The sequence below is a fragment of the Extensimonas soli genome, assembly GCF_029211265.1.
Classification (GTDB): Bacteria; Pseudomonadota; Gammaproteobacteria; order Burkholderiales; family Burkholderiaceae_C; genus Extensimonas; species Extensimonas soli.
Map to the genome: position 1 here is coordinate 92094 of NZ_JARGEL010000011.1, position 26502 is coordinate 118595.

At 64.9% G+C, this 26502-nt stretch carries 28 protein-coding genes and 1 tRNA gene; 16 read left to right on the forward strand and 13 right to left on the reverse strand.

Annotated elements, in window-relative coordinates; translation table 11 throughout:
• The 3 genes from PYV55_RS03505 to PYV55_RS03515 form a co-directional block, all read right to left on the reverse strand.
• Positions 1-210 carry a DUF1656 domain-containing protein gene (locus PYV55_RS03505; RefSeq protein ID WP_275849316.1) on the reverse strand — a complete coding sequence of 70 codons (210 nt, stop codon included), beginning with the start codon at positions 208-210 and terminating at the stop codon, positions 1-3.
• An 89-nt stretch (positions 211-299) separates the two neighbouring features.
• Positions 300-1403: a VanZ family protein gene (locus PYV55_RS03510; RefSeq protein ID WP_275849318.1), complete on the reverse strand. Its 1104-nt coding sequence runs from the start codon at positions 1401-1403 to the stop codon at positions 300-302.
• 33 nt (positions 1404-1436) lie between these two features.
• Positions 1437-1865 (reverse strand): CopD family protein, encoded by a 429-nt coding sequence (locus PYV55_RS03515; protein ID WP_275849321.1) that lies wholly within the window; start codon positions 1863-1865, stop codon positions 1437-1439.
• Positions 1866-1931: 66 nt separating this feature from the next.
• Here PYV55_RS03515 and hemB point away from each other — a divergent pair, with 66 nt between their 5' ends.
• The 7 genes from hemB (at position 1932) to PYV55_RS03550 (ending at position 10526) form a co-directional block, all read left to right on the forward strand.
• Complete coding sequence (gene hemB / locus PYV55_RS03520; protein ID WP_275849323.1) at positions 1932-2942, forward strand: porphobilinogen synthase; 1011 nt, start codon at positions 1932-1934, stop codon at positions 2940-2942.
• Positions 2943-3112: 170 nt separating this feature from the next.
• Positions 3113-3637, forward strand: coding sequence for a MarR family winged helix-turn-helix transcriptional regulator (locus PYV55_RS03525; protein ID WP_407066760.1), 525 nt, complete (start codon positions 3113-3115; stop codon positions 3635-3637).
• A 71-nt stretch (positions 3638-3708) separates the two neighbouring features.
• On the forward strand, positions 3709-5193 hold the full coding sequence (locus tag PYV55_RS03530; protein ID WP_275849417.1) for an efflux transporter outer membrane subunit: 1485 nt from the start codon (positions 3709-3711) through the stop codon (positions 5191-5193).
• Positions 5194-5279: 86 nt separating this feature from the next.
• Positions 5280-6584, forward strand: coding sequence for an HlyD/EmrA/EmrK family protein (locus PYV55_RS03535; protein WP_275849326.1), 1305 nt, complete (start codon positions 5280-5282; stop codon positions 6582-6584).
• A gap of 21 nt (positions 6585-6605) precedes the next feature.
• Positions 6606-8234, forward strand: a complete 1629-nt coding sequence (locus PYV55_RS03540; protein ID WP_275849327.1) for a DHA2 family efflux MFS transporter permease subunit — start codon at positions 6606-6608, stop codon at positions 8232-8234.
• A gap of 83 nt (positions 8235-8317) precedes the next feature.
• Positions 8318-9340 carry a hypothetical protein gene (locus PYV55_RS03545; RefSeq protein WP_275849328.1) on the forward strand — a complete coding sequence of 341 codons (1023 nt, stop codon included), beginning with the start codon at positions 8318-8320 and terminating at the stop codon, positions 9338-9340.
• Between the two features lie 79 nt (positions 9341-9419).
• Positions 9420-10526 carry a ribose-phosphate diphosphokinase gene (locus PYV55_RS03550; protein WP_275849329.1) on the forward strand — a complete coding sequence of 369 codons (1107 nt, stop codon included), beginning with the start codon at positions 9420-9422 and terminating at the stop codon, positions 10524-10526.
• Here the strand turns inward: PYV55_RS03550 and PYV55_RS03555 are convergent.
• The 4 genes from PYV55_RS03555 to PYV55_RS03570 form a co-directional block, all read right to left on the reverse strand.
• Positions 10460-11500: a hypothetical protein gene (locus PYV55_RS03555; RefSeq protein ID WP_275849330.1), complete on the reverse strand. Its 1041-nt coding sequence runs from the start codon at positions 11498-11500 to the stop codon at positions 10460-10462. The genes PYV55_RS03550 and PYV55_RS03555 overlap by 67 nt on opposite strands.
• A 165-nt stretch (positions 11501-11665) precedes the next feature.
• Positions 11666-12109, reverse strand: a complete 444-nt coding sequence (locus tag PYV55_RS03560; protein ID WP_275849331.1) for a host attachment protein — start codon at positions 12107-12109, stop codon at positions 11666-11668.
• A gap of 18 nt (positions 12110-12127) precedes the next feature.
• The gene (locus tag PYV55_RS03565; RefSeq protein WP_275849332.1) at positions 12128-12460 is read right to left on the reverse strand and encodes a hypothetical protein; all 333 of its coding nucleotides are present in this window, start codon (positions 12458-12460) and stop codon (positions 12128-12130) included.
• Positions 12461-12573: 113 nt separating this feature from the next.
• Positions 12574-13263: a dienelactone hydrolase family protein gene (locus PYV55_RS03570; RefSeq protein ID WP_275849333.1), complete on the reverse strand. Its 690-nt coding sequence runs from the start codon at positions 13261-13263 to the stop codon at positions 12574-12576.
• A gap of 191 nt (positions 13264-13454) precedes the next feature.
• On the opposite strand from PYV55_RS03570, the gene PYV55_RS03575 reads away from it, so the two are divergent.
• The gene (locus tag PYV55_RS03575; protein ID WP_275849334.1) at positions 13455-14087 is read left to right on the forward strand and encodes a MarC family protein; all 633 of its coding nucleotides are present in this window, start codon (positions 13455-13457) and stop codon (positions 14085-14087) included.
• 132 nt (positions 14088-14219) lie between these two features.
• A tRNA-Phe gene (locus PYV55_RS03580) sits at positions 14220-14295 on the forward strand.
• Between the two features lie 308 nt (positions 14296-14603).
• Here the strand turns inward: PYV55_RS03580 and PYV55_RS03585 are convergent.
• Positions 14604-15737, reverse strand: coding sequence for a hypothetical protein (locus PYV55_RS03585; RefSeq protein ID WP_275849335.1), 1134 nt, complete (start codon positions 15735-15737; stop codon positions 14604-14606).
• A 248-nt stretch (positions 15738-15985) separates the two neighbouring features.
• The gene (locus PYV55_RS03590; RefSeq protein WP_275849336.1) at positions 15986-16222 is read right to left on the reverse strand and encodes a hypothetical protein; all 237 of its coding nucleotides are present in this window, start codon (positions 16220-16222) and stop codon (positions 15986-15988) included.
• A gap of 181 nt (positions 16223-16403) precedes the next feature.
• Here PYV55_RS03590 and PYV55_RS03595 point away from each other — a divergent pair, with 181 nt between their 5' ends.
• From PYV55_RS03595 to PYV55_RS03620, 6 genes are all read left to right on the forward strand, one after another.
• Positions 16404-16820, forward strand: coding sequence for a LexA family protein (locus PYV55_RS03595; protein WP_275849418.1), 417 nt, complete (start codon positions 16404-16406; stop codon positions 16818-16820).
• A gap of 2 nt (positions 16821-16822) precedes the next feature.
• The gene (locus PYV55_RS03600) at positions 16823-18112 is read left to right on the forward strand and encodes a Y-family DNA polymerase (protein ID WP_275849337.1); all 1290 of its coding nucleotides are present in this window, start codon (positions 16823-16825) and stop codon (positions 18110-18112) included.
• Positions 18113-18866: 754 nt separating this feature from the next.
• A complete protein-coding gene (locus tag PYV55_RS03605; RefSeq protein WP_275849338.1) occupies positions 18867-19916 on the forward strand; it encodes a Fic family protein in 1050 nt (349 codons plus the stop codon).
• Positions 19917-20386: 470 nt separating this feature from the next.
• On the forward strand, positions 20387-20791 hold the full coding sequence (locus PYV55_RS03610) for a ribonuclease domain-containing protein (protein WP_275849339.1): 405 nt from the start codon (positions 20387-20389) through the stop codon (positions 20789-20791).
• A gap of 126 nt (positions 20792-20917) precedes the next feature.
• Positions 20918-21343, forward strand: a complete 426-nt coding sequence (locus PYV55_RS03615; protein ID WP_275849340.1) for a barstar family protein — start codon at positions 20918-20920, stop codon at positions 21341-21343.
• Between the two features lie 460 nt (positions 21344-21803).
• Positions 21804-22931: a 3-deoxy-7-phosphoheptulonate synthase gene (locus tag PYV55_RS03620; RefSeq protein WP_275849341.1), complete on the forward strand. Its 1128-nt coding sequence runs from the start codon at positions 21804-21806 to the stop codon at positions 22929-22931.
• Positions 22932-22965: 34 nt separating this feature from the next.
• Here the strand turns inward: PYV55_RS03620 and PYV55_RS03625 are convergent, their stop codons facing one another.
• The 3 genes from PYV55_RS03625 to PYV55_RS03635 are packed head-to-tail and all read right to left on the reverse strand — an operon-like array spanning position 22966 to position 24552.
• Complete coding sequence (locus PYV55_RS03625) at positions 22966-23829, reverse strand: M48 family metallopeptidase (RefSeq protein ID WP_275849342.1); 864 nt, start codon at positions 23827-23829, stop codon at positions 22966-22968.
• Positions 23830-23839: 10 nt separating this feature from the next.
• On the reverse strand, positions 23840-24022 hold the full coding sequence (locus PYV55_RS03630) for a hypothetical protein (RefSeq protein ID WP_275849343.1): 183 nt from the start codon (positions 24020-24022) through the stop codon (positions 23840-23842).
• Between the two features lie 35 nt (positions 24023-24057).
• Positions 24058-24552: a flavodoxin family protein gene (locus tag PYV55_RS03635; RefSeq protein ID WP_275849344.1), complete on the reverse strand. Its 495-nt coding sequence runs from the start codon at positions 24550-24552 to the stop codon at positions 24058-24060.
• Between the two features lie 116 nt (positions 24553-24668).
• On the opposite strand from PYV55_RS03635, the gene PYV55_RS03640 reads away from it, so the two are divergent.
• On the forward strand, positions 24669-25733 hold the full coding sequence (locus tag PYV55_RS03640; protein WP_275849345.1) for a homocysteine S-methyltransferase family protein: 1065 nt from the start codon (positions 24669-24671) through the stop codon (positions 25731-25733).
• 244 nt (positions 25734-25977) lie between these two features.
• Here PYV55_RS03640 and PYV55_RS03645 read toward each other — a convergent pair whose 3' ends face one another.
• Positions 25978-26502 carry a TPM domain-containing protein gene (locus PYV55_RS03645; RefSeq protein ID WP_275849346.1) on the reverse strand — a complete coding sequence of 175 codons (525 nt, stop codon included), beginning with the start codon at positions 26500-26502 and terminating at the stop codon, positions 25978-25980.

Sequence of the window (26502 nt, forward strand, 5' to 3'; positions counted from 1 at the left end):
TCAGGCCGCCCAGGTGCGCACGAGCGCAAACAAGGCGCCGAGTACCAGCACGTACAAGGCAAGATCGAACAAAGGCGGGTGCCAGACGTAGCGGTACACCTGGGTGCGCAGCAACACCAGGCGCACGCCGCTGTGCAGTAGATAAGCAAGCAGCATCATCCCCACGAGCGTGGGGATGAAGACGCCATAGAGGCTGAACTCTCCGTACATGGGGGTGTCTCGATGGTTGTGAGTCAAGCAAAACCGATCGATTTTAGCGAGGCCCCGCCTTGCGCGCTGGGGTAGGGAAATTGCGCTTGCTACCTGACATCGTCGCGCCGCGACAAGCGCAGCAGCGCGTACAGCAGCGTGGCATAAGGCCAGAGCCAGCCCAGCCATTGCCCCAGGCCGTAAAAACGGATGAATCGCCCTTGCTCCCAAAGTTGGAGCGTGTGGCTGAAGTAGGCGCTCGTCGGTGCCTGGTTGAGCACCGACAGATGCCAGGCCAGTGCGAGCAGCAGCAGCGCCAGGCACGCGCGCCGGCCCATGGGCAGCAGCACGGTGGCCGCCAGCAGTACCAGCACCAGGCTCGCGCGCACCGGCAGGCTCAGCCAGTCCCAGGCGTGCACCGGACCCCAGCTCAGCGCCGCCGACAGCGCCGTGGCGGCCAGGCCCGCGAGCAGCGCGCCCGCGGCAAACAGCGCACGCCGCCCGGCCGTGCGGATCACGCCGTAGCCGAGCAGGCACGGAATCAGGAGCCCCAGCGCCACGCAAAGCATCTCGCCGCCGGGCGAAAGCGGATCGAGCGATTCTTCGTCGAGCTGCGGCAGCCAGTCCAGAAACGGCGTGCCGTCCAGCGCCTCGACGAGCGCGGCATCCAGCCGCTCGAGCACCTGGCCGAGGCCAAAAGGCACGGCTGCCGGAAACAGCAGCGCGGCGGGCCACAGGGCCAGCAGCACGAGCGCGCCGCGCGCGTCGGGCACGAACCAGCGCGCGCGCAGGTCGCTCCAGCGCGCCAGCGCGCCCCAGCGCTCGAGCAGCACGGCCGCCAACGCGCCCGCGAGCGTGCCCAGCGCATTGAGCAGCCAATCGAGATTGGACGCCACGCGCTGCGGCAGGTAAATCTGCAAAAACTCCATGCCGAGCGACAGCAGCGCCCCCGCGAGCGTGGCAAGCGCGAACGCCCAGCGCGTGCGCACGCCCGTGCGCAGCAGCGCGAGCGCGAGCACAAACCCCAGCGGCGCATAGCCAAGCAGGTTCGTAAAGACGTCGAACCGCGTCCAGTACGGCGGCGGCAGCGGTGTCAGCAGGAAAGCCCAGGGCGCAACCCCTTGCGCGCGCCAGCCGCTGAAGGGAAACAGGCTCGCAAAAACGATCAGTGCGACGTAAATCAGCGCCAGGGGCCAGGCAGAGGTCTTGTGCATGTTTTGTGCATGATCCCGGTGCGCCCCGCGTCCTCAGAACGGTTTGACCACCACCAGCACCACCGCCACGAGCAGCAGCAGCACGGGCACCTCGTTGAACCAGCGAAACCACGTGTGGCTGCGCTGGCTGGTGCCCGCCGCGAGCTTGCGCAGCAGCACGGCGCAGGCATGGTGGTAGCCGATCACCAGCAGCACCACGGCGAGCTTGGCATGCAGCCAGCCGTTGCCCGGCCCGCGGCCTATGCCGTAGCCCAGCCACAGCCACAGCCCCAGCACCACGGCCGGCACGGCGAGCAGCGTGCTAAAGCGCAGCAGCTTGCGCGCCATGAGCAGCAGGCGCTCGCGCTCGGCCACCGAGCCCGGCGCCACCATGGCGAGGTTGACGAAGATGCGTGGCAAATAGAACAAGCCGGCGAACCAGCTGGCCACGAAGACGATATGGAAGGACTTGACCCAGAGCATGGCGGCAGTGTAGGGCTTCCACGGGCGAGGCGTAGCGATAACCCCGGATGAGGCACAATTTTCCCCATGCACCTCCACAGCCCCGCCCCTTTCCCGCAAAACCGTCCGCGGCGCCTGCGCCGCAACGCCTTCACGCGCAACCTGGTGCGCGAGCATGCGCTCTCGCCGCACGACTTCATCTACCCCGTGTTCGTGCACGAGGGCACCAAGCTGCGCACCCCCGTGCCCTCCATGCCCGGCGTGGAGCGCCTGAGCCTGGACCTGCTGTGGCCCGTGGCGCAGGAATGCGTGCAACTGGGCATTCCGGTGCTGGCGCTGTTTCCGGCCATAGACCCGGCGCTCAAGACGCCCGACGGCAAAGAGGCCACCAACCCCGACGGCCTGATCCCGCGCGCGGTGCGTACGCTCAAGCGCGAGTTTCCCGATCTGGGCGTGCTCACCGACGTGGCGCTCGACCCGTACACCAGCCACGGCCAGGACGGCGTGCTCGACGACACGGGCTACATCCTCAACGACGAGACGGTGGAAATCCTCACCGCGCAGGCGCTCGCACATGCGCAGGCCGGCGTGGACATCGTCGCGCCCAGCGACATGATGGATGGACGCATCGGTGCGATCCGCGAGGCCTTCGAGGTGCAGGGCCACATCCACACCGCCATCATGGCCTACAGCGCCAAGTACGCGAGCGCGTTCTACGGCCCGTTTCGCGACGCCGTGGGCACGCGCGGTGCGCTCGGCAAGAGCAACAAGAACGTCTATCAGATGGACCCGGCCAACACCGACGAGGCGTTGCGCGAAGTGGCGCTGGACATCGCCGAAGGCGCGGACATGGTGATGGTCAAGCCCGGCATGCCCTACCTGGACGTGGTGCGCCGCGTGAAGGACGAATTCCGCGTGCCGACCTTTGCCTACCAGGTCAGCGGCGAGTACGCGATGCTCAAGGCCGCAAGCGCCAACGGCTGGCTCGATCACGACGCGGTGATGCTCGAGAGCCTGCTCGCCTTCAAGCGTGCGGGCGCCGACGGCGTGCTGACCTATTTCGCCCTCGAGGCCGCACGGATACTGCAAAAAACATAGCTGTTAGCGCAGTATTTACCTGCGCAAGGGGCTTATTTGTTTGTGAAAATCATGCTCCTGGCCCTCAAGGATGCGTTGCTTTTGCGCCGCAAAGCCTGCGCACCAGCCATTCGCTTGCACAGACAAATGCTATTTCGACAATAATTGCGTTCTCATTTATTGTCATGAACATGCCATCCCCAGCCCTTCCTGCCGATGCCACCCTTGCATCGGCGCCGTTCGACCTCGAAAAACAGGTGGGCTACCAGCTGCGGCGCATCGTCGCGCTGCTGGGTGCCGAGATCACGCACCGTGTTGAGCCGCTGGACCTGACGGACGCGCAGTGGAAGCCTTTGTTGCGCCTGCTGCTGGGCCAGGAAGGCACGGTGGCCGCACTGGCACGCAGCTGCCACATGGACGCGGGCGGCATGACGCGGCTGCTCGACCGGCTCGAAGCCAAAGGGCTGTGCACGCGCGTGCGCTCGGCGCAGGACCGGCGCGTCGTGCATACCGAGCTGACCGACGCCGGCCGCACCGTGGCCGCGCAGCTGCCCGCGATCTTCGAAGCACTGCAGGCCCAGGCCTTGCAAGGCTTCAGCGCGGCCGAGGTGGCGCAGCTGCTCGCCTTCACCCAGCGCATCCGCGAAAACCTGCAGGCGCTTGCCCCGGCCCTCGATGGCGCAAGCGCCTCTTGCTACGAACACCCTGCACCATGACACCTCCTTTCATTGCCGCCGTGTCCCAGGCGCGGGCAGGTTTCGCCGCGTCCCTGCGCCCGCGTTCCTGCATGGCGGGTGCGCGGGCCTTGGCTGTCACGACAGTGGCAGCCCTTATGGCCCTGGCGGGCTGCGCCGACCACGCCGGCATTGCGGCGCAGGTGCAGATGCGCGACGCCGCCAGCCTGGGGCTGGCGCCGGCACCCCACTCTGCCGCGGGCGGCGCGGGCGCTGAGGCCGGCAACGCCAGCGCGCCCGGCGTGGCGCTGCAAGCCGATTGGTGGCGCATGTGGGGCGACGCGCAACTCGACGCGCTCGTCGCGCAGGCGCTGGCCGGCAACCCCTCGCTGCAGCAGGCGCAGGCGCGCCTCGCGAGCGCCTGGGCGTTCAGCGAGGCCGTGCGCGCAAGCGACGGCCCGCGCCTGGACGGCAACCTGAACCTGAACCGCCAGCTCTACAGCGCCAAGGGCATGTACCCGCCCCCCGTAGGCGGCAGCGTGCTCAATAGCGGGCTCGGGCGCCTCACGGGCAGTTGGGAACTCGACTTTTTCGGCAAGAACCAGGCTGCGCTCGCGGCGGCCATAGGTGCGGCGCGCGCCGCCGAGGCCGACGCGCAGGCCGCGCAGCTTTTGCTCGCGAGCAGCGTGGTGCGCAGCTACTTCCAGCTTGCACGGCTGCAGGCGCAGCTCGCCGTGGCCGAACGCACCCTGGCGCAGCGCCAGGAAACGCTGCAACTGGTGCGCGAGCGCTTCGCCGCAGGGCTGGACACGCGCGTGGAGCTGCGCCAGAGCGAAGGCGGCGTGCCCGACGCGCGCCAGCAGATCGAGGCGTTGCGCGAGCAGATCGCCCTCACGCGCAACGCCATCGGCGCGCTCGTTTCCGAGCCAAAAGCGGCTCTAGTGCTTGATACACCTCCACTAGCAGCTATCAAAGCAGTAGAAATCCCGGCGCAGCTGCCGGCCGAACTGCTCGGCCACCGGCCCGACATTGCCGCCGCGCGCTGGCGCGTGGAAGCGGCCACACGCAGCGTCGATCAAGCGCGCAGCCTGTTCTACCCCAACGTCAACCTCGCCGCCTTCGTGGGCCTCTCCAGCATAGGGCTGGACAACTTTGCGAAGGCGGGCAGCAAGGAATGGGGCTTCGGCCCGGCGATCAGCCTGCCGATCTTCGACTCGGGCCGCCTGCGCGCCAATCTGCGCGGCAAGTCGGCCGACCTGGACGCCGCGGTGGCGAGCTACAACGCGAGCCTGCTCGACGCCGTGCACGACGTGGCCGACCAGCTCGACTCGGCACGCTCCATCGCGCGCCAGCAGGCCGAGCAACGCCAGGCGCAGGCCGCGGCCGAAGCTGCGTATGCGCTCGCGCTCGAACGCTACCGCGCGGGGCTGTCGAATTACCTCACGGTGCTCGTGGCCGAAACCAGCGTGCTCGCGCAGCGGCGCCTGGGCGTCGAGCTGGCCGCGCGGAGTCTGGACACGCAGGTCAGCCTGATCCGTGCGTTGGGCGGCGGCTACCAGGCCACGCTGCCCGAGTCGGTGGCACGCGCAACACGCTGAACGCGCGCCACCTGCAGCCACGTTGCCCGCCCGGCCCAAGCCCCCAACACCCCTCCTTTTGCCGTTTCGACCTTTTTGGACCTCCCATGACCGAACCGCAACCCACCTACGCCGCGCGTGCCACCAACCCCACCCGCCGCAAGGCCCTGCTCGCGCTCGCCGTCGTGGTGCTCGTCGCGGGTGCCGCCTGGGGCGCCTACGAGTGGCTCATCGCCAGCCATAACGAAGACACCGACAACGCCTACGTGCAAGGCAACGTGATCCAGATCACGCCGCAGACCGGCGGTACCGTGACGGCCATCCTCGCCGACGACACCGACTTCGTGCAGGCCGGCGCACCGCTCGTGCGGCTCGACCCGGCCGACGCCCGCGTGGCGCTGGCGCAGGCCGAGGCCGCGCTCGCGCAGACCGTGCGCCAGGTGCGCACCATCTACGTCAACGACGCCGCGCTGCAAGAACAGGTGCGCCTGCGCGAGGCCGACGCCACGCGCGCGCGCACCGACGTCACGCGCACCAGCGACATCCTGCAGCGGCGCCAGAAGCTCGCGGGCAACGGCGCCGTCTCGCAGGAAGAGCTGCACCAGGCACAGGCCCAGTACGACGCCGCGCGCGCTGCACTTGCCGCGGCCGAAGCCGCCATCGCCGCCGCGCGCGAACAGCTCGCGAGCAACCAGGCGCTGACGCAGGGCGTGCCGCTCGAGCGCCACCCCAACGTGCTCGCCGCCGCCGCCAAGCTGCGCGAAGCCTATCTGGCCGAGCGCCGCACCGTGCTGCCCGCGCCCGTGGCCGGCTACGTGGCGCGCCGCAGCGTGCAGCTGGGCCAGCGCGTGGCCGCGGGCACGCCGCTCATGAGCATCGTGCCGGCCGAGCAGATGTGGATAGACGCCAACTTCAAGGAAAACCAGCTGCGCAACCTGCGTCTGGGCCAGCCCGCCACGCTCACGGCCGACCTCTATGGCGGCAAGGTCGAATACCACGGCCGCATCGCCGGTCTGGGCATGGGCACGGGCGCGGCCTTTGCGCTGCTGCCCGCACAAAACGCCACGGGCAACTGGATCAAGGTGGTGCAGCGCGTGCCGGTGCGCATTGCGCTCGACCCCAAAGAGCTGCGCGCGCATCCGCTGCGCGTAGGGCTGTCCATGCTCGTCGATGTCGATACCTCGGACCGCAGCGGCCCCATGCTGGCCGCGCAGCCGCGCACCGAACCCGTGGCGCAGACCGGCGTCTATGCCGACCTGGACCGCGGCGCCGAGGCCGAAGTGGCGCGCATCATCGCGGCCAACGCCGGGCCCACCGCCAAGGGCGGGCCCCAAAACGGCAAGCCGGCGGCCAGCGCCCCACGCAGTGCCACCAGCAGCAGCACACACAGCGCCAGCGCGCACCAAGGCTGATCGGCCCCCGAAAGTCCGCGCATGAACGCAGCTTCCGCCAGCGCAACTTCGGGCACGCCGCCACCAGCACCGCCCGCTCCACCGGCCTCACAGGCGCCCGCGCCCGCTGCGCCGCTGCCACCGCTGTCGGGCAGCGCACGCCTGTGGGGCACGCTCGCACTCTCGGCGGCCACGTTCATGAACGTGCTCGACACCTCGATTGCGAACGTGTCGCTGCCTGCGATCGCGGGCGACCTGGGCGTGAGCCCCACGCAGGGCACCTGGGTCATCACGAGCTTTGCCGTGGCCAACGCCATTTCGGTGCCGCTCACGGGCTGGCTGTCGCAGCGCTTCGGCCAGGTGCGCCTGTTCGTCGCGAGCGTCATTTTGTTCGTGCTGGCCTCGGTGCTGTGCGGCCTCGCGCCCACCATGACGCTGCTGATCGCCTTCCGCGCGCTGCAGGGCTTCGTCGCCGGGCCCATGATCCCGCTGTCGCAATCCTTGCTGCTGTCGAGCTACCCGCGCGCGCTCGCGGGCGTGGCCATGGCCGCCTGGTCCATGACCACGCTCGTCGCCCCGGTGACGGGCCCGCTGCTGGGCGGCTGGATCACCGACAACATGACCTGGCCGTGGATTTTCTACATCAACGCGCCCGTGGGCATCCTCTCCGCGCTCGTGACCTGGGCGATCTTCCGCCACCGCGAGTCGCCGCGCCATGCCCTGCCCATAGACTCGATCGGCCTGGGCCTGCTCGTGGTCTGGGTCGCGAGCATGCAGATCATGCTCGACATCGGCAAGGAACACGACTGGTTCGAGTCGCCGCTGGTGGTGGGCTGCGCCGTCGTCGCGGCCATAGGCTTTGCCGCGTTCATGGTCTGGGAGCTCGGCGACAAACACCCGGTGGTGGACTTGACGCTGTTCAAGGTGCGCAACTTCTGGGCCGGCTCCATCGCCATTTCTCTGGGGTATGGCGTGTTTTTCGGTAACGTGGTGCTGCTGCCGCTGTGGCTGCAGCAGTTCATGGGCTACACGGCCACGCAGGCTGGCGAAGTGCTGGCGCCCGTGGGCCTGCTCGCGTTGGTGCTGGCACCCATCGTCGGGCGCACCATCTCCAAAGCCGATCCGCGCCAGTACGCCACCATTTCCTTCCTGGTGTTCGCGCTGGTGCTGTGGATGCGCTCGCGCTTCAATACGCAGGCCGACGTGCTCACCATCCTGATCCCCACCGTCATCCAGGGGATCGCGATGGCGTTTTTCTTCATCCCGCTCGTGACGATCACGCTCTCTGAGGTGCACGGCCCGCGCATTCCCTCGGCTTCGGGACTGTCGAACTTCATGCGCATCACCGCCGGCGCCATAGGCACCTCGGTCTCAACCACGCTGTGGGAGCGCCGCGCGACAATGCACCATGTGCACCTGGTCGAAACCCTGCAGCAGGGCAACGGCACGCTCGCGCAAACGCTGCAGGGCCTGCAAGCCGCGGGGCTGACGCAGCAGCAGGCGCTGGGCCAGGTGGAGCGCCTACTGAACCAGCAGGCCTTCATGCTCGCGGCCAACGACATTTTTTACGCCTCGGCGCTCATCTTTTTGCTGCTGATCCCGCTGATCTGGCTCGCGCATCGTCCGCACGCCGGCGAGGGCAGCGCCGACGCGGCTGCGGGCGCGCATTGATGCCGTCTTGATGCAGCGGGAGGGCCCGGTTACGATCCGCCCACCCAGCCCGCTCTGCGCACCCCACCCTCTGGAGCCGCGCCATGCACCTTGCCATGCCCACCGACGCTTCGTCCAACCGCCCGCACCGCTTCGACGTCTGCAACGGCGACGCCGACGGCCTGTGCGCGGTGCGACAGTGGCGCCTGCACGCGCCTGGAGAGGCCACGCTGGTCACGGGCCTCAAGCGTGACATCGCACTGCTCGAACACGTGGCTGCCGAGCCGGGCGACGAAGTGCTGGTGTGCGACATCGCGCTGGCGCGCAACCGCGCGGCGCTCGAACGCCTGCTCGCGCGCGGCGTGCACGTGCGCTACTTCGACCACCACGCGAGCGGCGCGCCGCTCCAGCACCCCTGCCTCGAAGCACACCTCGACGCTGCGCCCGATGTTTGCACCAGCGTACTCATGGACCGTGCGCTCGGCGGGCGCTTTCGCGCCTGGGCCGTGGTCGGCGCGTTTGGCGACAACCTGGGCGCCGTGGCCGAGCGGCTCGCCGCCACGCTGGCGCTGAGCCGCAGCCAGGTCGACGCGCTGCGGCGCATGGGCGAGGCGATCAACTACAACGCCTACGGCGAGTCCGCAGGCGACGTGCTCATCCACCCCGCGCAGCTGTATGCGCTCATGGCGCGCTACGAAGACCCGCTCGAAATGCGCGCGCACGAGCCCGTGTTGCAGGCGCTGGACGCGCAGCGCGCGGACGACCTGGCGCACGCCGCGGGCCTTGCCCCCTACTGGCAGGATGCGCGCGGCAGCGTTCTGATCTTGCCCGCCGCGCCCTGGAGCCGGCGCATCGTGGGCCACCTCGCGAACCAGCTCGCGAACCAGGAGCCGCAGCGCGCGCATGCGCTGCTGCTGCCCGTGCAAGAAGATACGCCCGCGGGCAAAGACAGCACCCTCTGGCGCGTGAGCGTGCGCGCCCCGCGCAGCGCCCCTGGCGGCGCAGGCGAGCTGTGCAGCCGCTTCGGCGGCTCGGGCCGCGCGGGCGCGGGCGGCATAGACCAGCTGCCGCAAAACGCGCTCGAAGACTTCGTCCGCGCCTTTGCTGCGGCGCGCTGGGCTTGCTGAAAATCGCCCGGTTCGCGCACCACGTACGGCAGGGCCGCCCCGCTTTTCCGCCACGCCTTCCACCGTAAAGGACTTGCCCATGCTGCTTTTCACACTGGAACCGCAAAGCCCCTTCGCCACCGCGCTGGCCGCGGCGCTCGGCGTGCCGCTGGCGCTCCATGAAGACCGTATCTTTGTCGACGGCGAGTGCAAGCTGCGCCCGCTGGTCGATCCGCGCGGCGCCGACGCCTACGTCGTGCACAGTCTGCACGGCGGCCCCGACCTCAGCCCCCACGACAAGCTCGCGCGGCTGCTGATCTTCATCGCAACGCTGCGCGACCATGGCGCGGCGCGCGTCACGGCGGTCGTGCCCTACCTGGCCTATGCGCGCAAGGACCGCCAGACCAAACCCTGGGATCCGCTCACGCTGCGCTACGTGGCGCAGCTGTTCGAGGCCGTGGGCACGGCGCAGATCATCGTGCTCGAGGCGCACAATGTCGCAGCGTTCCAGAATGCCTTCCGCATCCCCACGATGCACCTCGAGGCGCACCGTGCGTTCGATGCCTTCGCCAGCGAGATCGCCCCGTCCGGCCCGCTTGCCGTCGCCTCGCCCGACCCCGGGGGCGTCAAGCGCGCCCAGCTCTGGCGCGAGGCGCTCGAGCAACGGCTGGGGCGCGAAGTCGGCTTTGCGATGATAGACAAGCGGCGCAGCGCCGGGCTGGTCAGCGGCGGTGAACTCGTCGCCGGTGACGTGGCGGGCGCCACCGTGCTGCTGCTGGACGACCTGATCGCCAGCGGCGAAACCATGTCGCGCGCCGCCAGCGCGTTGCGCCGGGTCGGCGCGGCGCAGGTGCTGGCATGCGCCGCGCATGGCTTGTTCATCGCCCCCGCCGCGGCGGTGCTAGCAGCCTGTCGGACTTTAGGCGTCGATAGCGAGAATGTGCCCCAGCGAGGCCAGTTTTTGCCGGATTCGCCGCCGACGATTCCAAAGTCCGACAGGCTGCTAGAGCACGAATCCATCGCGCGGGTGCTCGTCACCGACAGCGTGCCGCCGTTTCGCATCGACCCGGCGAGCCCCGTCAGGCACAAGTTGCGGGTGGTGTCCGGCGCGCCGCTGTTCGCACAGGCAATCCAGGCCAGTCACGCGGCGTGGCTGGGGAAGGCAATGACCGGCGACGCCAGCGCCGCCGCAGCGCGCGCAACGTAGCGCTGGGCCTGCGCAGGCCACTTCGCGGGCGTGCGCGGCGACGGTTCGAGCAGGTGGGCCAGCGCCAGGCGAGCGCGCCGCAGCGCCCGCTGGGCGAGGTACAGCTGCAGCAGGGCGGCAGAAGGCCGCCCGCCCAAGGCCGCGGCACAGCCGTCGATCAGACGCGGCGCGACCCAGGGCGCACCGAGCATCTCGCACTCGAGACCGAGGAAGACCAGCTCCTCGAAAGGGTCCTGCTGCCGCATCGCGGTGTTGAACTCCAGGCAGTCGATGACGACCGGGGGATCGAGCAGACACACATGCTCGGGCCGCAGGTCGCCATGGCCATCGACCACCTGGTGTGTACGCAGGCGCTCCGCAATCTCTGCCTCGTGCACGGCGAACGCGGCGTCCAGACGGTCGAGCACCACGGCAGCGCCGGGCACCGCGAGGTGCGGCGTCAGCAAGACCGCGCGATCGATGGCACGTTCGCTGCGCAGGTGACCCAGGTACTCGTCGATGCCCATGGTGCTGCGCTGCGCGCCGCGGTAAAACGGCGCGAGCACGCCCGCCACGGCATCGATGTCCGCCGCGCCCGCCTTGCCTTGGCGCAGCAGCTGGTCGAGCATGCGCCCCTCGGGCAGGCGCTGCATCAGCACGAGCCAATCCACCGTACGGGCCGATGCCTGGCATGCGCTTTCCGATACGAGCCTGAAGGCCTGCCCATCCCACTGCAGCGCCAGCACGTCCAGATAGACGCGCGCGGCCAGGCGCCGGTTGAGCTGCAGTTCCGCGTGCGCATTGGCCTCGCGCAGGGCCAGCGTCGTGAAGTCGAGGAAAGGGTAGCGCACCGGCTTCTTCAGCTTGAGCACGCGCTCGGGGCCAAGCACCAGCCACGACATGTGGGTCTCTATCGTCTGCACGGGCTGCCCCACGCAGGTACGCAGAAAGCCGAGTTTCGCGGTGATGTCGGGCGTGTCGTCCTGGGCTGTCATGGGAATGGGTTCAGCCTCTTGGGGCAGCCCGCGCAGGTGCGAAGCGCCGCCCAATGGACAATCTGGGTTCAAACATCATGGGGCCGCAGCGATAGCAAGCAGCCAAACTTCCGCGCCGACCGCTGCGCCATCAGCCCGCATCAGCCCGCGCCCTCATGAACGGGTTCAAGTGGCCTGCAGCGCGCGCCCCACGCGCTGCTCCAGCTCGGAGAGGCCGTAGCTGGTGAGGTCAAGATCATGCGTCGAAGACAAGCGCCGGCGCGCAGCATCACCGAGCGCGGCCTTGAGCTCGCCGAGGAAGGGGTCCGACGCAAAGATGGCCAGCGCCTGAAAGCGCCCGTCCGCTGCCTCCCGCTCCAGGTAGTCGGCAAGCTCGTGCGCAAAGTGCAAGTGCTCCTTGCGCTTGGGATCGGTAGGCGGCTGGTAGGCCGTGCCGCCGTATCCCCGGTCCGAGGCTTCGCGCCCCATCTTGTCGGACACGATCTCGCTCACCTTGCTGCGGCTCTCTGGATGTTCAAAGGTTTCGAGCACCCGCAAGGTGCCGTTGCTCTCTCGTTCCAAACAGCGTGCATGCGTGGCGTTGGCAATCAGGATGCGGTCTGCTTTCATGGTCTGAGCCCCTCTGTGTCATGGAAAAGGAAACCAACGGGCGCGGCAACTGCCTCGTGCGCCTAGCAGCCTGTCGGACTTTGGAATCGTCGGCTGCGAATGCGCCGCAGCGGCCCATTTTTTACCGTCTTCTTGCCCCATAGTCCCGCTATGGGGCGGCGAATCCGGCAAAAACTGGCCTCGCTGGGGCGCATTCTCGCTTTCGACGCCCAAAGTCCGACAGGCTGCCAGTGTAGTGTTGACGCTATCTGCGACATAAAACCGCGTCTTTTCGGCCGGGCCGCGTTGCAAATCCTCGCGATACCCCCCGGTATCGCTGCGGTTTGCGCCTTGCCCAGACCCAAAATCCATCGGTTTTATGTGTCGCATCAAACATCAAACACTGCACTAGTCACATTCTTGCATGAGGACAAGAACCGCCCGACAAGCGCGCACTGTGCGCGACCGATCGCGATCGGCGCGCGTCACCCAAGGTGCTTGGCGAAGAATGCCAGCGTGCGCTCGTTGGCGAGCTGGGCCGCGGCCTGGTCGTAGGAGCCGCGCTGGTCGCAGTGGAAGCCATGGTCGGCGGCGTAGATGTGCACTTCCACCTCGGGGTGCGCTTTGGCAAAGGCCTTGGCTTCATCGACCGGAATCCAGTGGTCGCGCTCGCCGAAGTGCGCGAGCGCCGGCACGCGCGGCTTGCGTGCCGATTCCTCGGGTGTGGTCATGCCGCCGCCGTAGTAGCACACGGCCGCCGACAGGCCGTCCAGCGTGCACGCGGAGCGCCAGGTCAGCAGGCCGCCCCAGCAAAAACCCACGATGCCGACCTTGCCGCCGCTGCGCTTGGCGGCTTCGTGGATCGCGGCCTGGATGTCGGCCATCACGCCCGGCGCCGGCAGTGCATCGACGGCGGTCTTGAGCGCAAAACCGGCCTCCATGTCCTGCTGCTCATAGCCGAGCTCCACGCCCTGCTTGACGCGCGCGAAGGTGGAGGGGGCGATCGCCAGATAGCCGCTCGCGGCGTAGCGATCGGCCACCGAGCGGATGTGCGAGTTCACACCGAAAATTTCCTGCAGCACCACGACGGCGCCGCGCGGCGTGCCCTGGGGCTCGGCCAGCCAGGCAGGTACGGAAAAACCATCGCTCGAAGTCAATTGAATGAACTGGCTCATGAAACGCTCCTTGGAATGAAAAGACAAGTTGGGGCATACCAAGCTCCTGCGACGGCGAACGTCACGGAACACGGCATTTTTGCAGCAGACCGCGACAAGGGCAAAACGAACGCGCAAAAATCCCGCGAACGTGAACATTCACGCGAAATTTCGCGCAAGCTTGTTTACGATAGTTGTATGGAGCCCCGTGCATGGACCTCAAGCCGCTGATCACCCTGCTGGCCATCGTGAACCCGCTGGCCATCGTGCCGTTTTTCATCCACTACACGCAAGGGTTCTCGCCCGCGCAGCGGCGCGCCACGGTGCGCACGGCGTCGCTCGCGGTGTTTTGCGTGATTGCAGTTTGCGCGCTGTTCGGGCTGCAGATTCTGGCGTTTTTCAACATCTCGCTGCAGAGCTTTCAGGTCGGTGGCGGCATGCTGCTGCTCATCAGCGCGATGAACATGCTCAACGCCCAGCCCGCCGAGGCCAAGGCACACACGCATGAAATGGAAGAAGGCGCCGAAAAAGCCGCCTCGGGCGCAAGCATCGCCGTGGTGCCGTTGACCATTCCTTTGCTCACGGGGCCGGCCACCATGTCCACTGTGGTGATTTATGCCGACCGCGCGCACACCCTTTGGCAACACGTGGCCCTGCTGGGCTATGGCCTTGCAATCGCGCTCGCCACGGCGCTGTGCTTTGCCCTCGCCAACCCCATCGCGCGCGTGCTGGGCAAGACCGGCATCAACGTCATGACGCGCCTCATGGGCCTGATCCTCGCTGCCCTGGCCGTCGAAGTCATGGCCGAGGGCGTGGGCAAGCTGTTCCCCGGCTTGCTCGGCTAAGAACCTATTCATGATTTTTTCATAAGGGACGCGCTATTCCGCACTAGCGGGCAGACGGCAACGCGGCCAGCGACCACACGGCAAGAGCTTTTGCAATGCCCGGGCAAAATTTGGGCTACAATGTGAGGCTTAGGCCCGGTAGCTCAGTCGGTAGAGCAGAGGACTGAAAATCCTTGTGTCGGTGGTTCGATTCCGCCCCAGGCCACCAAAATTCAAACCCCAACCACTCTCGGTTGGGGTTTTTTATTGCCTATTCGCGCCAACTCCCGCGTGTTCTCGCGGGCTCCTTCGGAGTCTTGCGGACTTCGCCTTCGCCACCGCTAGCCAGGTTCGGCGCCCAGTTCTCTCTCTATCGGCCCTTTCTCTCTGCGGGTGGGACTTCGTGTTTTGGCACGAAGTCCGCAAAGGTCACGCTCGACCCGTATAAAGATCAACAGGTTACAAGTTGTCGAATCGAGTGGTTTGTTTTATGGATTGGTAGGCGAGCAAACCATCGATTACCGATCCCACACGTCGTTAATGGTCGTCGTCGCTGATGGCGCGAAACATCTCCGCCGCGAACTTCTGTGCGGTCGCCTGTTGTTCAGCGTTGATCGGAGCAAGAGTGATCCCGTCACGTCCATCTGCAAACATGGGGCCGCCAACGTCATCGTCGTAAGGGGAGCCGTCTTCGTGGATGGCGTGGTACTCGTCCTTGGTCAGGTCATCACCAAGCATCTCTGCGAGGTATAGCCATGTCCAACAACGAACCAAGTCGCCATGGTCATGCTCCTCAATCAGTTGACGCATGGCTTCGGTGTCACCGGATATGGCCGCCTCGGTCAGCCATTTCTTGGAGTCCTCGGACCTGCCCAATCGTTCAGCGATCTCTGCCACCCATGCGGGGTCGGCATTGACGCCAGTGGTGGCTTGATCGAAAAACGCAGGGTCATCAAAACGATCGGCCAGTTCCAACAGGGCTTCAGGGTTGCCAAGCCTGGCTGCCTCCTGCAAGTGCCGTGAGAACAGTTGCTCACGATCAAGACGAGCTGCATGGCTGTCTGCCCACTCTTTCTCGACACCCGTCAGCAAACGGCCGCTTTGCGCTTGCTGGTACCAGTAGTCGCCACCAATCTCCTGATCGTCGAGATCGTCCTCTGCGCCAGCATGGATTAACGCCAGCGCATAGTGGGCCATCGCACTACCCTTGCTCGCTGCATCGTTAAGTCCATCCATGAGGAGAGGGGAAATCAGCATGTCGGTAACCGCCATTCGTGCGTCTTGCACGAGTTCCCAGTCATCTTCCTCTTCGTCCTCATTCCACTCCTCATGTGCTGGTTCATGGCGAAGATGCGCGACCAGATCTGGAATCGAGATGACGCCAATCTCTTGTTCGGTGAGCAAGGCAGGAAGCGACTTGCCCACCACGTCTGCTGTCTTGGAGTCGTAGCCGATTTCCAAGCAACGATCCTTGACGTGGTCGGAGTATTTCAGAGCACGACGGCTGCTGAGTGAATCCCGGGTGAAAACCGCGTCCGAGGTCAGCGACGCATAAGAGTTGAAGCCGAATGCAGCGGCCAACAACTCGTAGATGTGGGCCCGTTTGAACGTGCTGCCGGTGGTGGTCTGGAGGTTTTGCTGCGTGCTGTACGCGAGCTCTTTGATTGTCATGATCAACCTTTCCTGAATGCCACGTCGAATTCGGGTCAGGCGCACACGTTTAAGTCCCCGACGACGAGGCTCAAAGAGAGGTTTTCAGTGACGGAACAGATTGCCTGTTTTTACTCGTGTGCAAGTAAGGTGGGCACCTGTTGGAATTCTAGCCTCGCGGGGAGGATCGGTCCATGCCCGAATGGCATCCGGTTTTCAATGAAATTCAGATTTATTTTCTGAAGTTCAGAAAACTGCTGCCGCTTTGATCAGGACTCCAGCGTCGACTTCAAGTTGTGCAACCCCATGGCGACCTCTTCGACCAAGGCCTGCTCAGTAGCGTCCTCGGGGGTGCAATTGGTGGTCCATTCGACAAACTGGGTCATCTGGGCGGCGCGTTCGTGCGAAAGCTTGGCGTTGGCCAACCCGGACTGGATGATGGGGATGAGGGCTGCCGCAGCGCGTAAGCGATTCAGCTGTGGAGTGGGTGCAGGCGTTTTCGACATGGCCGAGCATTGAAGCATCTTTGTCTTTTTACGTAAACGATGCCAGAGGCACGAATGCATGGGCCTCAACTTGTGGCGTCAAAGGTGTCGACCTTATACTGTATGGAAAAACAGTAAAATCATGCAGCCAGTCCTATTCCGACGCCGTCAAACACCGACCCTGAGTCAGATCCCCTTGGATGTGCCTCAGGAGCCGGTCGCGTTCGAAATCCGGCTGCTCCTGCACAGAATCAGTGCAGGATTTCCTTCCCCAGCGGCAGACTACGCCGAGGAGGGGCTCGATCTCAACGACTACCTCGTTCGCAACAAGCCGGCGACGTTCATGTTCACCGTCAAGGGGGATTCCATGATCGGAGCCAGTATCGAAGAGGGCGACAAAGTGGTCGTGGACCGGGCGATGACCCCGAAGCACGACGATATTGTGGTTGCCGTGGTCGATGGTGAATACACGATCAAGCGCCTCTACCGGCATCAGGGCCGGGTTGAACTTCGCCCTGAAAACCCTGCATACAGCCCGATCGTTTTCACCGAAGGCATCGAACTGATGGTCTGGGGTGTCGTGGTCGGTGTAGTCCGGCGTTATCCATTCCGGGGTTGATCATGGCGGCCGCGCCGCAATTCGCGTTGGTGGACGTCAACAACTTCTACGTCTCCTGCGAGCGCGTCTTCAAGCCCTGCCTCGAGAACACCCCCCTTGTTGTCCTCTCGAACAACGACGGCTGTGCCGTGGCTCGCAGTAATGAGGTTAAGGCACTTGGCGTGAAAATGGGCACTCCCTGGTTCAAGATGAAGGACTTGGCCCGCCAACACGGGATTCTCGCCTATTCATCGAACTACACGCTGTATGGCGACATGAGTAACCGGGTGACCACCATCCTGCGCGACTTCTCTCCCGACCTTGAGGTGTACAGCATCGACGAGTCCTTCCTGCGTATCGAGACGGTGGCGCACCTCCATGGTGGAGCCATCCCCATGGGGCACCAGATGCGCAACCGCATCAAGCAATGGACGGGGCTACCCGTCTGCGTTGGCGTTGGTCCGACGAAGACGCTGGCGAAGTTTGCGAACCACCTGGCCAAGAAGAATGACGTGTTCAAGGGCGTGTGCGACCTCCATGCGATGTCGCGGCCGGAACGCCTGGAGTGGATGTGGGGTGTCGATGTTGGCGAGGTCTGGGGTGTCGGGCCGCGCATAAAAAAACGCCTGAGTGCGATGGGCATTGATACCGTGCTCGATCTGCGCAACGCATCGCCCAAGGAAATGCGCACGCATTTTGGGGTGGTCATGGAGCGCACCTGCAACGAGTTGCGTGGAATTTCCTGCCTGGATCTAGAGGATGTCATGCCGCCGAAGCAGCAGATCATGTCGTCGCGCAGCTTTGGCGAGCCGGTCGAAACGATCGAAGAACTGCGCGAGGCCGTCGCAAGTTACCTGGGCAATGCAGCCGAAAAACTGCGCCACCAAAAATCCGTGGCTGGCGCCGTCTACATCTTTGTGCTGACCAATCGTTTCAAGGAGGATGAGCCACAGTACAACGCGGGCATCACCGTACCGTTGATCGATGGCACGGATGACACACTCGTGCTGACCACTGCGGCGTTGAAGGGGCTCTTGGCGATCTTCCGTCCCGGGTTCCGCTACAAGAAGGCCGGAGTAATGCTGACCTTGCTGTCGGACAAGGATGCTCGGCAAGCCACCCTTTTCGATGATCTGGCGGCAACGGAGAAGTCAGCCCGACTGATGGCTGCCATGGATGCCGTCAATCGTGAGTTCGGCCGGGGAACCTTGCGTTCTGGCGCGAGCGGCGTGGCTCAGCGTTGGGCCATGCGTGCCGGCAATCGGTCGCCACGTTACACGACACGGTGGGATGAATTGCCAGTGGTTTCATAGCGCAGCCGATGTATGCATTAAAGGAACAAAGCCAGCACTGAAAGACCGAACGATAGATCGTGGCGTAAGTACCTGCACGACTGTTTCGCTGTTCATTGTTTGTGGGGTGCCATAGCCATCGAAAGACCAAGGCAGAATTCCTCGGGGAGATAGCAGATAGGCAGATCCATCAACGGCGAACATCGCTCCAACCGGGAGCTCAGCAATCGGCGCCTCAAAGGTCACTTTGCCACCACCACGGACCGCACGTTCCGCGTGCAATATCTTGTCTATTTGTGGCATCCGGAAGTTGCCAAATTCATCCGAATTGGCAACATTGGCTCGTAGCCATGCATCCCGGAACGAGTTGCTGCGATCTCTCTGGCAATACGAGCATGGTCGATGTCCCGCAGAGAAGGCTGTGGACGGCGATCAGGTGTCGTAACCGAGGCATATCTTGCGAAGGGCAAAGAGTGGATGATTTCGTTGAAGGGAGGGACGAAGGGTGGCCATGTTGGCCAAATCGTCGAATCCACGACCTCAAGACCAAGGCGTTGCTACCTCGCTCAGATTACGGACGCGGGTTCGGTTCCGTGTCCCGACGGAGTGCGCGCAATTTCGGGGCATCTTCGTGGTCTCCATGCAAAACCTGCATGGAGCTCGTGGCGGTGATAGTCGCAGGCCCATCCCCGAGGGCGCCCCTCCATTTCTACGCCCATTTGCACACAATTCTGCCGCTTGTTGAAATGGGTGTAAACGGGTGTATTATTGGTTCATGTTCCGAACCGACACCCTCCAGATCACCCCGGAGGTCTTGGGCCTGGTCGCCCGGATCGACGAATTCAAAGGTGCGTGGCGCGCCTTGGGCACGCTTGCGCCCGACCGCCTGTCGGCGTTACGGCGTGTGGCCACCATCGAGAGCATCGGCTCATCCACTCGCATTGAAGGCAGCAAGCTCTCCGACCGGGAGGTCGAACGGCTGCTGTCCAACCTCGCCATCAAGAAGTTCGACTCACGGGATGAGCAGGAGGTTGCCGGGTACGCCGAGCTGATGGATTTGATCTTCCGGGCATGGGAGGACATCCCCTTCACCGAGAACCACGTCAAGCAGCTGCATCAGATCCTGCTGCAGTACAGCCAGAAGGACGAGTGGCATAGGGGTGGCTACAAGACCAACTCGAACAGCGTCGCGGCCTTTGATGAGAATGGCGCTCAGATCGGCATCGTCTTTGAGACGGCCACACCGTTCGACACGCCGCGCTTGATGACTGAGCTGCTGGCATGGGTCAGCGATGAGCGCGAAAAAGCCGTGCTGCATCCCTTGCTCATCATCGGCATCTTCGTGGTCGTGTTCCTCGAAATCCACCCGTTCCAGGAGGGCAACGGGCGTTTGAGCCGCGTGCTGACGACCCTGTTGCTGCTACAGGCGGGCTACGCCTACGTTCCGTACAGCTCGCTGGAAAGTGTGATCGAGGCCAGCAAGGAAGGCTACTACCTCGCGTTGCGGCAAACGCAGGGCACGATCCGCAGCGACGAGCCGAACTGGCAGCCGTGGTTGCTGTTCTTTCTACGCTCGCTGGCCGAGCAGGTGCGACGTCTGGAGAAGAAGGTCGAGCGCGAAAAGATCGTGCTGGCCGCGCTGCCCGAGCTGTCACTACAAATCGTGGAGTTCGCCCGGGAGCACGGGCGCGTCACGATGATGGATGCCATCAAGCTGACAGGAGCCAGCCGCAACACCCTGAAGCAACACTTCCGCGACCTGACCGAACGCAACCATCTGGAGCAGCACGGCAGCGGGCGTGGCGTGTGGTATGGATTGAAGTGACTGGCCTGTTCGATTCCGTGTTTGGGATCGAACCGCCGACCGTTCATGGCCTGTGGCAGCGAGCAAATGCGCGGGGGCGGCCCGTTTTTCCTCGGATGCGCGACCAGTGTAGAGTCACGCCCACGGTGGCAATGCCCGTATGGCAGGGAAGTTTCCTCTACCGGGGAACTACACCACCACCAAATATCCGAAATCCCTGCTCAGCAGGGATTTCGCATTTTTGCACTTCTCTCACGCGCTTCTAAGGCTGTTGCACACCCAAAAAGGCGGCAGTTGCGTTCCTCGCGCCTCGTGTCTGCGCGGCTTCCCACACAAGACCCGGTGCCATAGCCGAACGATGGCATTTTTGCCAGAGCCCTGAACCATACAGGCAGCGCACCCAGGGGTTTTGCTTGCTTTTCACGCGCACTTGCGTCACACTTGCGCGCTTCGATTTCGGGTGAGGTCGTGGTTTTCGAAAGGTGTCGTTGATGCGCAAGGCGCTGGTTTTAGGGCCGCAGAAAGCAGGATTCGCATGGCTCTTGGCTCTGGCGCTCTTGCTGATACCGTGGGCAGCACTGGGGCGGGGCGGGGCGGCGGGGCAAGGCCTTGCTGCAGTAAGGCTGGCCGCATTGCCCCCTGAAGCGCGCACGGCCTACACCCTGATTTTCGCCGGCGGCCCGTTTCCGCATGAAAAGGATGGCACTGTCTTCGGCAATCGCGAGCGGCTGCTGCCTCTGCACAGGCGCGGATATTACCGTGAGTATACCGTTACCACCCCTGGCGCCCCCGACAGAGGCACGCGCCGTATCGTATGCGGCGGCAAGCCGCGGGTTCCGGACGTCTGCTATTACACCAGCGATCACTACACGAGTTTTCGCATCATCGTTGAATAGCAGCGTTCTAGGCTGGGGGCGGTGCAAAGGTGAAGATTGCCAGTGTTTTCAGCATGAAGTTAATGCCGCATTCTGTTTCGTTTTATGCCCGTAGTTCGTGAATTTCAGCAAGAAAGAGTAGCGCAAATGCAGTCGCCACTTCAAAAAGACCAGGAAATACCCTTGCGCAATGTGCGCGCCAATATCGTCCAGTCCATACGCGCGTTCCGTGTGGCCGATTTGCAGGAAGCTGCCAAGACTCTGGGGCATCACTTTCTGTATGCCAACCTCGCGCATGCGCAGACCAAGCAAGACATACTGGACCTGATCGCCAGTCAATTCACTTTCCCGGCCCATGTCGGGAAAAATTTTGACGCCTTGTACGACAGCATGACCGACCCCTTGCACAAGTCGGGTCCGCAGCCCGGCTTCGTCGTGGTGCTCGAGCAGATTCCGGCCACGCCCAAATTCGACAAGGAAGCACGCGAGCAACTGCTCGACATCTTCCGCGACGCCGCCGAATACTGGGCAGACCGCAAAATTCCGTTCCGCTGCTTCTATTCTTTTCTGTAGCCCGTTCTGCATCCATTGGCCAAGCAGAACGGGCAAGCACGGCTACAGGGGCACAGGATATCGTGCTCGATGCGCAAGTGGCGGAGCAGCCGCCCGCCGACAGGCTCGTCGATGTTTCCCCGCTCGCATTGCGCATGAGCAGCCCATTCAACGTGCGCTATTGGGTGGATGCGGGCTGACGGCTGTCTTGCGCTCTTGCAAACGCCTGCCTCGCCGAGGTGGGCTTTTTTGTGCTTGGCTGGCCCTGATCCCGCGCGGGCACTGTGCTATATTGGAGCCATGGTTTCGGCCCGTTGCTATTTTTTTGGCTACTTTTGGTTCTCATGCGCCGCTGGCGGAAGAGAGTTCTGAACGTACCCGCAAACAACGTACCGAATTCCCCTAAACCGCCGGCACTCGCTGGCGGTTTTTTTTCGCCCCAGGTTTTTCTTACGCACCCTCTTTTTTAAGGACCGACACGATGACTGCCCAAGCCCATGCCACTTCCACCGGCGATGCCTGGTACCGCGGCGCTGAAAAGACCAGCCTGACCGACGACGAACGCATAGAGGACATCACCGTGCTGCCTCCACCCGAACATTTGATCCGCTTCTTTCCGATCCGCGGCACGGCCGTGGAGAAGTTGGTGAGCCACACGCGCAAGACCATCCACCGCATCATGCACGGCAAGGACGACCGCTTGCTGGTCATCATCGGTCCGTGCTCGATCCACGATCCGGCTGCGGCGATCGATTACGCGCGGCGCCTCGTGGCGGCGCGCACGCAATATGCCGACACGCTGGAGATCGTGATGCGCGTGTATTTCGAAAAGCCGCGCACCACCGTGGGTTGGAAGGGCCTGATCAACGACCCCTACCTCGACGAGAGCTACCGCATCGACGAGGGCCTGCGCATTGCGCGCCAGCTGCTCATCGAAATCAACCGCCTGGGCATGCCCGCGGGCAGCGAGTTCCTCGACGTGATCTCGCCGCAATACATCGGTGACCTGATCTCCTGGGGCGCGATCGGCGCGCGCACCACCGAAAGCCAGGTGCACCGCGAACTCGCTTCGGGCCTGTCGGCGCCGATAGGCTTCAAGAATGGCACCGACGGCAACATCCGCATCGCCACCGACGCCATCCAGTCCGCAGGCCGCCCGCACCACTTTTTGTCGGTACACAAGAACGGCCAGGTCGCCATCATCACCACCACGGGCAACAAAGACTGCCACGTCATCCTGCGCGGCGGCAAGACGCCGAATTACGACGCGGCCAGCGTCGCCGCAGCGTGCAAGGAGCTCGAGGCGACCAAGCTCAACCCCAGCCTGATGGTCGATTGCAGCCATGCCAACAGCAGCAAGCAGCACGAGCGCCAGCTCGACGTCGCGCGCGACGTGGCTGCACAGATCGCGGGCGGTTCGCACCAAGTGTTTGGCCTGATGATCGAAAGCCACTTGTGCGCGGGCGCGCAAAAGTTCACGCCCGGCAAGGACGACGCCGCCAAGCTCGAGTACGGCAAGAGCATCACCGACGCCTGCCTGGGCTGGGACGATTCGCTGCACGCACTCGCCGAACTCTCGGCTGCAGTGGTGGCGCGCCGCGCGCGTTGAGCAAGGCCAACGGGTCTGATGGGCAAAGCGCGCCTCAGCGCTCCGGTGCAAGGGTGCCGGAGCGCGCGCCGAGGTAAAGGCCTTCGACGCGCGGCACGTTCTGCTCCAGCGTCTGGATGCGCTCGGGGCCGCTCGGGTGCGTGGAAAGAAACTCCAACCCGCCCGCGCCCGCGGCGGCCTGGTTCATCTTCTGCCACAGGGTCACGGCGGCGTGCGGGTCGTAGCCGGCGCGCGCGCCCAGCTCCAGCCCGACGAGGTCGGCCTCGGATTCATCGGCACGGCTGAACTTGAGCGCAAGCAGCTTCGTGCCCAGGTCGGCCACGGTATTGCCTAGCTCGCCCAAACCCAGCAGTTGCGCCCCGAGCGACAGACCTATGCTGGTGGCACGGGTCTTGGCGAACTGCGCGCGTGCGTGCTCGCGCAGGGCGTGCGCCATTTCGTGGCCCATGACCATGGCGGCTTCGTCGTCGGTGAGCCGCAGCTGGTCCAGGATGCCCGTGAAAAACGCGATCTTGCCGCCCGGCATGCAAAAAGCGTTGATCTGCTTGCTGCCAATCAGGTTGACCTCCCAGCGCCACTGCGCCGCGCGAGGGTTCCACTGCGGCGCGAACGGAATCAGGCGCCGCGCGATCGCGCGCAGGCGCAGCAGCTGCGGATGGTTGTCCGGCGCGAGGGCACGCTTGGCGCGTGCCTGCGCGAGCAGTTCGCTGTATTGCTGGGTGGCCGCGGATTCGAGCGCCTCTGCAGGCACCAGCGCGCGCATGCCTGAAGGCGGCCCCACGTCGACCTGCGCCAGCGCAGGGGCCGCCGCAGCTGCGGCCGAAGCAAGCACGAAGGCGCGCCGCGCCGACCAGGGGGCAGACGGGGCGGGACGGAGGGCGGTGCAAAGCAGGCACATAGGGCAGGCATCATAGGGGAGAACCCGGGCCTTGGGCGCGCCCTAGGAGCCTGTCGGACTTTGGAATCGTCGGCTGCAAATGCGCCGCAGCGGCCCACTTTTCACCGGTTTCTTGCCCCATAGTGCCGCTATGGGGCGGCGAATCCGGCAAAAACTGGTCTCTCTGGGGCGCATTTTCGCTTTCGACGCCCAAAGTCCGACAGGCTCCTAGTGTCACCGCCGGTGAGCTCAAAAAATCCCTAACTCCAGACCGCAGGCCAGGGCGGCGCCCAGTTCGCGGCAGCGCGCGAGCTCGGGTGCGCGCAGTTGTTTGGGTGCCAGGATCGCCTCGGGCGTTTGCGCGTGCGTGCAGACGATGAGCGGATCGGCGATGGCACTCAGGCGCCAGCCCGTGGCGATGCGCTGCACCTGCCGCACCGCGTTGCTGCCGTCGCTGCCCGCGCACACCAGCAGGGCGTAGGGCCGCCCCATGATGCGGTCCAAGGCCGGGTAATAGCAGCGGTCAAAAAAATCCTTGAGCTGGCCACTCATCGCGGCAAGGTTTTCGGGTGTGGCGAAGAGGTATCCGTCGGCCTGCACAAGGTCCTGCGCCTGCGCCGCGGCCGCGTGCAGCAGCCGCACCTGGACGTTCGCGGCTTCGCGCGCACCCTGGCAGGCAGCCTCGACCATCTGGCGCGTGCCGCCGGTCATGGAGTGGTAAACGGCCAACAGGGTTTTGGACATGGGGCAGCGGGCGGCCTGGTGCGCGGGAAGTTTGCGGGGCAAGGTGGTCATGATCGCAGATTGCCGCACACATCTGCCGTGCACATTGGCAGGCGAACAGTTTCTACAATCGGCGCATGCCACAACCTCGTTACACCCGCGCCCAGCAGCTTCCAGACATTCTGGCCCAACGCATCGCCATCCTCGATGGCGCCATGGGCACCATGATCCAGCGTTTTCGCCTGAGCGAAGCGCAGTACCGCGGCGCGGGCTATGACGGCCCCGACGGCGTGGGCGCGCGCTTCGTGGATTTTCCGCGTGAGGTCAAGGGCAACAACGAGCTGCTCAGCCTCACCCGGCCCGACGTGATCCGCGACATCCACGCACGCTACCTCGCGGCGGGCGCGGACCTGGTCGAGACCAACACCTTCGGCGCGACCTCGATTGCGCAGGAGGACTACGGCATGGCGCAGCTCGCGTACGAAATGAACCTGCGCTCGGCGCAGATTGCGCGCGCTGCCTGCGACCAGTTCAGCACGCCAGAACACCCGCGCTTCGTCGCGGGCGCGCTCGGCCCCACGCCCAAGACGGCCAGCATCAGCCCCGACGTGAACGACCCGGCGGCGCGCAATGTGGACTTCGAGCAGCTGCGCGCGGCCTACTACGCGCAGGTGCAGGCGCTGGTCGAGGGCGGCGCCGACGTGTTGCTGGTCGAGACGATTTTCGACACGCTCAACGCCAAGGCCGCGCTGTTTGCGATCGACGAGTTTTTTGAGGCGAGCGGCGAATGCCTGCCCATCATCGTGAGCGGCACGGTGACCGACGCCTCGGGGCGCATTTTGAGCGGCCAGACCGTGACCGCGTTCTGGTACAGCGTGCGCCACGCGCGTCCGCTGGCCGTAGGGCTGAACTGCGCGCTCGGCGCGGCGCTCATGCGCCCCTACATCCAGGAGCTGGCGCGCGCCGCGCCCGACACCTTCATCAGCTGCTACCCAAATGCCGGCCTGCCCAACCCCATGAGCGACACGGGCTTCGACGAAACGCCCGAGGTCACGAGCCGCCTGTTGCACGAGTTTGCCGCCGAGGGCCTGGTGAACATCGTGGGCGGCTGCTGCGGCACCACGCCCGAGCACATCCGGGCGATCGCGCATTCCGTGGCCCCGGTGCCCGCGCGCCGCATGTTCTATCCAGAAGCGGCCTGACCGCTGCAAAAAACCATCATTGCGCGCCCCGCAGGGGCGCGGCAATCCAGTTCTGTCCTTTGCGGTCTGCGCAGGCGCTGGTGCCAGGGCCCCGTGGATTGCCGCTGGCCTTTGGCACTCGCCTTGACGGGGCACGATCATCCCGCGTCCTCATGAACCATCTGGGTTCAAGCCTTTTTGCCGCTTTGGGAAGATAAGACAATGGCAAGCAGCTCCTTATTCAGGAGCGTTTCATGGTCTGTCCTCAGATGATCACGGGCCTGTCGGGCAACTCATTGGTGCGCGCCTCGCCACCCTGCGCGGGGAAGTGCTGCACCAGCAGCGCATGCACTTCGTCTATGGCCAGCGCGAGTCCTTGCGCGTGCTGGCCCGCACGGAAGGTTGCCGCCATGCGCGCGACGATGTCCTGCCACTGCTGCGCCGGCACCCGCTGCGCGAGCCCGCGGTCGGCCACGATATCGATCGCGCGTTCTGCGAGCAGCAGGTAGATCAGCACGCCGTTGTTGTGCGCGGTGTCCCACACGCGCAGCTTGCCGAACAGCATCACGGCGCGCTCGCGCGGCGGTGCGGCGCGGCGCAGGTAGCTCCAGGGCAGGCCGCCTTCGATCGCGATGCGGATCTGGCCCGTGTGCTGGCGCTCGCTCGCTTGCACGCGCGCGGCCAGGTCTTGCAACAGCTTTTCGGGGAAGATGCGCCGCACCTGCCCCTCATACCAGCGATGGCGCAGCAGCCGGGGCAATGCCTTGCAGGCGCGGAAAAATGACTGCAT